3 protein-coding genes and 4 pseudogenes are annotated in these 6,365 nt (G+C 61.8%); 4 read left to right on the top strand and 3 right to left on the bottom strand.

Going from position 1 to position 6,365, the window contains the following annotated elements; translation table 11 throughout:
• Positions 1–432, top strand: a pseudogene (locus J1C49_RS21170) (integrase); the annotation flags it as partial.
• 200 nt (positions 433–632) lie between these two features.
• Here the strand turns inward: J1C49_RS21170 and J1C49_RS21165 are convergent.
• The gene (locus J1C49_RS21165) at positions 633–932 is read right to left on the bottom strand and encodes a type II toxin-antitoxin system RelE/ParE family toxin (RefSeq protein ID WP_227447810.1); all 300 of its coding nucleotides are present in this window, start codon (positions 930–932) and stop codon (positions 633–635) included.
• A 55-nt stretch (positions 933–987) separates the two neighbouring features.
• On the opposite strand from J1C49_RS21165, the pseudogene J1C49_RS21160 reads away from it, so the two are divergent.
• Positions 988–1,593: pseudogene (locus J1C49_RS21160) on the top strand (IS481 family transposase); the annotation flags it as partial.
• Between the two features lie 236 nt (positions 1,594–1,829).
• Here J1C49_RS21160 and J1C49_RS21155 read toward each other — a convergent pair.
• Positions 1,830–3,087 (bottom strand): annotated as a pseudogene (locus J1C49_RS21155) (IS110 family transposase).
• Positions 3,088–3,223: 136 nt separating this feature from the next.
• Between J1C49_RS21155 and J1C49_RS21150 the strand changes: the two are divergent.
• Positions 3,224–3,583: pseudogene (locus tag J1C49_RS21150) on the top strand (integrase core domain-containing protein); the annotation flags it as partial.
• A gap of 438 nt (positions 3,584–4,021) precedes the next feature.
• Here J1C49_RS21150 and J1C49_RS21140 read toward each other — a convergent pair.
• Positions 4,022–4,747, bottom strand: a complete 726-nt coding sequence (locus J1C49_RS21140; protein ID WP_227447808.1) for a substrate-binding domain-containing protein — start codon at positions 4,745–4,747, stop codon at positions 4,022–4,024.
• 402 nt (positions 4,748–5,149) lie between these two features.
• Between J1C49_RS21140 and J1C49_RS21130 the strand changes: the two genes are divergently transcribed.
• Positions 5,150–6,334 carry a phytanoyl-CoA dioxygenase family protein gene (locus tag J1C49_RS21130; RefSeq protein ID WP_370639444.1) on the top strand — a complete coding sequence of 395 codons (1,185 nt, stop codon included), beginning with the start codon at positions 5,150–5,152 and terminating at the stop codon, positions 6,332–6,334.
• Positions 6,335–6,365 lie beyond the last annotated feature (31 nt).

The following is a 6,365-nucleotide window of genomic DNA, read 5'->3' as shown; positions in this document are numbered from 1 at the left end:
TTCTTTGCCAAGGGCTTCCCCGAGGCCGAAGTTGCGCTCCGCGCATGGATCACCCATCTCGAAGACGTGGCTCTCTACGGCCCCGACGACCCGCTTTTCCCCGCCACAGCTTTAAAGGTCAGCGCCGAAACCGGCTTCCAAGCCGATGGCTTCGCGCGCCGCCCATGGAAAAGCACCGAACCGGCTCGCAAGATCGTCAACGCGGCCTTCACCGCCGCAGGCCTAGCCACCTTTGGCCCGCACGCCTTCCGCCACATGTTGGCCCGCCACGCGACGAAGAATTGCACCTCCGTCGCCGAAATCGTCGCCACATCCCAAAACCTTGGCCACACCGATGTCCTGACTACTCTGCGCAGCTACGGCCAAATCGACCGCGACCGAGTGCGGGAACTGATCACAGGCGAGTCAGCGTACGATGTGTCGGAGGAGTGATCCCGAAGGTGGCAAGCGGCGTCGAGATGTGGGAACAGGTGTGGGGACGCGTGGGGCAATGAGAAAATTTCCACCCTAAAAACATGCGCTTGGCGAAACGTTGTGGCGGAGAGAACGGGACCGAGATCCAACGTTCTCCAAGTCTGACCCTTCGGCCGCAGCACCGGCACTATCCAGAAAAATTATTTCTGGTCAGATACTTACCAAAAATCCTCCTTAAAGCGGTCTATTTGATGCATCCGCTCGTGCAGGATCGTAACAATCCCGGTGTCGCCATTTGAGAGCCGTCGCCAGTACACGAAATGACGCTCGTACCGGAAGAAGTACCCTTCCACTCCGAACTCGGCCGACACGGGCCTCGACATGACGCCGCGTGTCTCGATCTGCTCGAAGGCGGCGAACAGACCTGTGATGTAGATCTCGGCTTGCGCCTCGACCCGGCGGTCGCGGGTGTTTCGGTAGATGTAGGGGCCCGGATGATCACATAAACCCTCGGCGATTTGCGCTCTTCATGGCAAGATCAGTGCTGACTGATATGCAGGACTTTGCAAGACCATGCTGATCCATATTCACAAGCAAGCGACGACGACGCCGAAGATCCGGGCTGTGATCCAGGCGAGCACGGACGCTGCGTCGGTGTTGGCGGAGCGCTTCTGCGTGACTGAGCAGACGGTCTACAAGTGGCGCAAGCGTGACAGCGTCGAGGATCTCAGCCACACGCCGCATCGGCTTCAAACGACGTTGACGCCCGCGCAAGAAGCTGTCGCAGTAGCGCTTTGCAAGACAATGCTCGTGTCGCTGGACGACCTGCTGGCGGTTGTCAGGGAGTTCCTGAACCCGAACGCCTCACGCTCCGGTTTGGACTGCTGTCTGCGGCGGCATGGCGTGTTCCGGCTGCAGGACCTGAAGCCGAAGGCGCCGAGACCCGCCCACAAGCCCTTCAAGGCCTACGAGCCCGGCTACCTGCATGTCGACGTGAAATACCTTCCGCAAATGGCCGATGAAAGTCGCCGCCGGTACCTGTTCGTCGCCATTGACCGGGCGACCCGTTGGGTATTCATCCGCATCTTCACGGCCAAGACCGCAGCCAATGCCCGGCGCTTCCTACGCGACCTCGAGCGCGCATGCCCGATGCGTATCCGCACCATACTCACAGACCACGTCCTATATCGGAAAGATTTGGCTGCTTAAGTCAGCAGGTCATGGGGCATCTGGTGTCCCGAATGCCCTGATATGGTTGCCCAAGCGGTCTCCGCCGTCAAGAAGCGGTCACTCCCATAGCAAACACAGGGTACGCGCGATGGCGGCCCCCACCGTCCTTAAGACGAGATCCATAATCCCAAGCGGAAGACCTGAACATTATCTACGAGGTCAGCGAACTGCCTCCACGGCTCTTATCAGACAAGGGTCCTTCCGCCTGGGCTCACCCCCTCGAAGAAGGGGGCGATAGGGTTCGCCGTGTTTGACCACAGCGTGTACGGTGCGCGCCATCTTGGCCGCGATCGCGGTGTAGGCCTTGCGGCGCAGATGGGCATTGTGTCGGTCCCGCGCGATGTAGCGTTCGAACTTGTCACGGAAGCTGTTGGTGCGTTTGAGCACGGCAACCTGGCCAGCCATCCATAGGGTTCGGCGGAGCCGAGCGTTGCCATACTTCGAGATGCGGCTTTGTCCTCGGAACATGCCGGACTGCACAGTTGCGAGGTCCATGCCGCAGAACTTCAGGAATTGGCGGTGATGGCGGAAACGGCGCAGATCACCGGCCTCGGCGAGAATGGTCAGAGCGTTTATCGGGCCGATCCCCGGGACAGTGGTCAGGAGCTGGTAGTCCGGGTGATCGGAGAGGAGCTCGCCGGCCCGCGCCTCGATCTCGTCGCGCTGTCGAACCAGACTGCGCCCTTCGGCCAGCACGAGGCGGAACATGCGAACGGCATCGGAATCCGGGTAGACGGGCAATCCCACGGAGCCAACCGCCGTGGCGTAAATATCTGAAAGCAAGTGTTCTTTGGACATCTTGCGGCCGACTACCTGCCAGGCATCGGCGATGAAGGCCTCGCGGCTCATGGCAGAGATCATGTGTGGTGACGGATACTTCTCCAGGAAGGCCAGGAACCAGTCGGTGCGCGAGCTGCGGTGAAAGCGTTTGGCCTCGGGGAAGTACAGCGGCAGGTAGTGGGTCAGGATGCGATGCCACAGCTCGGTCTTCGAACGCGGGACGACCTCGTGGGTCTTCGACAGCTCCTGAATGTCGGCAGTGCCGGTTACAAGCGGATCATGGAAGAACTGAACAGCCCCAATCTCGAGCATGTGCAGGATGACCTGGGCGTCCTTCGGATCGTTCTTGTCCCAGCTGTTGTGCAGGGCTTCACGCGTCCGGGCCAGACCGACGGAAGAGACGAGCTTCAGATCGAACCCAGCCTGGCCGAGGTGGTGCGCCAACGGTCGATGATAGTTGCCGGTCGCCTCGAACCCGATCTGCACCGGCAGATTGTAGCTGGAAAGCGCCGTGGCCAAGCGCTGAAAGCCGTCCAGCGCGTTCGTGATCGTCAGTCGGCGACGGCGCTTCTTGCCGGGGACGCCGATCAAGACTTCATGGCGATGCTTGGAAATGTCGATGGCGACCATCAAGGTCGAGGCCGTAGTATCGGTGGCGGTCATAGCCGGTCTCCTCAGCAGTGTGGTTCAGCAAAACCACTGTTGAGACCTGAGACCAGGTTATGGCCACAAGCTACGCGATTTGAGGGCTGCGCGCGCGGCCATAACCTGTCGGCAGCCATTCTTCCCGAGGTGCTACGGAAAAGAGTTCACCGACCGCCTCTTCGGCCTGCGCAAGCGGGCGGCTACTGGGCAGCACGAATTCGACACGCTCTGCGCCGCCCTGGACATCGAGCACCGGTTGACCCCGCCGAAGTCGCCACAGACCAATGGGATGGTCGAGCGGTTCAACGGACGGATCGAGGACGTTCTGCATAGCCACCGCTTCCGTTCAGGCGATGATCTGGAAACGACGATCCCAAGCTATGTCCGGCTCTACAACGGCCAACTCCCGCAATACGTGCTGAACGGCCGAACCCCCATCAGCGCCCTGAGGGACTGGCATCAAAGGAAGCTGCAGCTGTTCAAGAAGCAGCCTTACTACCTTCCGGGATGTGACAGCTATGAAGAACTCCGTGCTCAGCATGGTCAACCCGGTCTCCAACCGGGCTTTCGTGGTGAGTGAGGGCGGCTCGCGGCGCCCCGAAGCAGGTGGGCGACACATCTCACGGCCCGCCGCGTCACGCAGAAGACCTCGCATCTGGTCAACCACCGGGATCGGTTTCCATAAGGTCGTGGTTTCCGGTGATCGGGAGCCCGAACAGGACTTCCGTTTCCGCACTTTTGTCTCGGGGGCGCGGTGGTTCCAGCGCCAGAGGACCTCGTTGAGGGAACACTGAAGGTGCTTCTATCTCAAGCGATGATACGCTCCGACTGACGCCCGCTGCATCACGCATTTACCGCCCCGACGGTGTTGATATGCGCGCCGGTCTTTCGCGCGCGCACTATCGATCCTGCGGCCCGTCGGGTAGGGCTACGGCGACCGCGGCAACGCCCGTCAGCCGTGCAAGGAGGGGACGTTGTGCGGACCTGCGATCTGGACATCGCTTGAGAAAGAAGGCGCGGACCAGGCCGAGAGGCCGTGATGCTTGAGGACCCCGCCGAAAAGCGCGCGCATGTCGGCGATGAGGTCGTGGTGGAGGACGAAGGTGATCGCGCCCTCCTGGAGAAACTGCCGGTTTTCACGATCAAGGTCATGGGCGATGAAGGTCACGTCGCCGATCCCATGCTCGGCCATGGCGGCGAGAATCGCACGATTTCCGCCGCCGATCGAATACACGGCCGATACCGTGCCGGTCCGCCCGAGTTCCTCTGACACGCGCCGGGCGGTATCGGCGCGCAAGTCCGCACCGCCGGCCACGTCCACGATCCGGCCGACTGGCCTAAGTTTTGTCAACTCGGCGCAGAAGGCTTGAAAGCGTTCCGTTTCGCCAGCGAATCCATCCTGGCTGCGGACCGTCAGGGCGACCGATCCCGCGCGCTTCAGCCCTTGAGCCACAAGATACGCAGCCGTTCGCCCGGCATTGCCGTTATCAAGCCCGATATAGGCTGCGCGCGCAGTGCCGGGCAGGTCGGTGACCAATGTAAAAACGGGGATGGCAGCCCCCGCAAGCCGATCCACCGCCTCCCGCACGACCGGGGTATCGCGCGCCTTGAGGCGGACACCTTGGCTGTTGTTCTTGCGAGCCCGGCAAAGCGCGGCCACGACCTCATCTTCAGTCATGAGCTCCTGGAACCGGAAGCGCGGCCTGATCACACCGCCTGACACCTGGTAGATCGCGCTTTCGGATGCTGTGCGGATTTCACGCGTGAACCGGCGGGGTGCCTCGACCACGATGTCGACGAACAACCGGCGGCCTCGCGCGGCAAGCTGAGCCTCTTGGGCCTCCAACTCGATTATCGCAGCCGCGACACGTTTCAGGGTCTGTTGGCTGACATGGGGGCGCCCATTCAGCGCGCGATCGACCGTGGCAGTGCCCAGCCTGACTTGACGGGCGATCTTCTTTATGGGGAATTAGTGGGTTATGCGCAGCGCCTGCATCGCTTGATGTATTTCTTGATGCGAATTGGTCCGCACGCAAGGCGTGCGATCCGTAATCTGGGCAAGCATAGGGAGGACTTCGCCATGAAAGACATGACCGACGCATCGCAAACCGGCTTCTACTCTGCCAAGGCCTGCGCCTTGGATGACTTCGCCGCGCTGACCGCGCAAACCGTGAACCCGTCCGACATTCCCCATGCGCTGGACGCCCCGAAGAATGTGCCGGTCTACGACGCCGGTGCATTGGCCGAAGCGCTGGCCGATACTGCCGCGCGTCGGACCCTGATGACCGAATGGGCGCGCATCCTGCAGAATGGGGCAGGGGTCTTCGTCCTGAAAGGCGCGTGCCCCGATCTGGACGCCATTGATGCGGCCACCGCCGTCTATGAGCAGATCATCGTCCAGGAAAAGGCCGCCAATGGTGGTGGGGCAGATCATTTTGCCGCCGCGGGCAGCAACGACCGCATCTGGAATTCGTTGCAGAAATTGGCGGTCACGGCCCCCGAGGTCTTCGTGCGATATTTCGCGACTCCGGCCATCGACGCCGCCTGCGAGGCCTGGTTGGGGCCGAACTATCAAATGACGGCGCAGATCAACCTCGTGCATCCGGGTGGCAAGGCGCAACAGGTGCATCGCGATTATCACCTCGGTTTCCAGACCGCCGAGATCAGCGCGACCTACCCGGCCCATGTGCACGATCTGTCGCCGCTGATGACGTTGCAGGGCGGCATTGCCCATTGCGACATGACTGTCGAAAGCGGGCCGACGAAGCTTTTGCCGTTCTCGCAGACCTATCGGCCCGGCTATTTGGCCTGGCGGCGCGAGGATTTTCGTGCCCACTTCGAGAGCAACTGCGTGCAGTTGCCGTTGGCAAAGGGTGATGCGATATTCTTTAGTCCGGCGCTGTTTCACGCCGCAGGTGAGAACCGCAGCGCCGATGTGCACCGTATGGTGAACCTCTTGCAGATATCCTCGCCCTTTGGCCGTGCGATGGAAAGTGTCGATCGTCAGGCGATGTGCGATGCGCTCTATGCGCCTCTCTGCGCGGCCTGGAAGGCCGGCCGCCTGAGCGAGGCGGACCTGGACGCCGCGTTGTCCGCCGCGGCCGAGGGCTATTCGTTCCCGACCAATCTGGACCGCGATCCGCCGGTCAACGGGCTGGCGCCGCAGACCCAGAAGGCGTTGATGAAAAACGCGATACTGGCCGCGCGCGATGCAGCCAAGGTGCGCGCAGACCTCCAGGATCAAGCGGTGCGCCGACAGGCCTGAAGCGCCAAGACGCGGCGCGGGACTTGCCCGC

It is taken from the genome of Cognatishimia sp. F0-27 (assembly GCF_020667845.1).
Lineage (GTDB): Bacteria > Pseudomonadota > Alphaproteobacteria > Rhodobacterales > Rhodobacteraceae > JAFMPQ01.
This window is presented reverse-complemented; position numbering and strand designations above follow the sequence as displayed.

Coding starts and splice junctions, on each gene's coding strand:
- J1C49_RS21140 (WP_227447808.1), bottom strand. CDS start 4,747: ATGACTGAAGATGAGGTCGTGGCCGCGCTTTGCCGGGCTCGCAAGAAC.
- J1C49_RS21130 (WP_370639444.1), top strand. CDS start 5,150: ATGAAAGACATGACCGACGCATCGCAAACCGGCTTCTACTCTGCCAAG.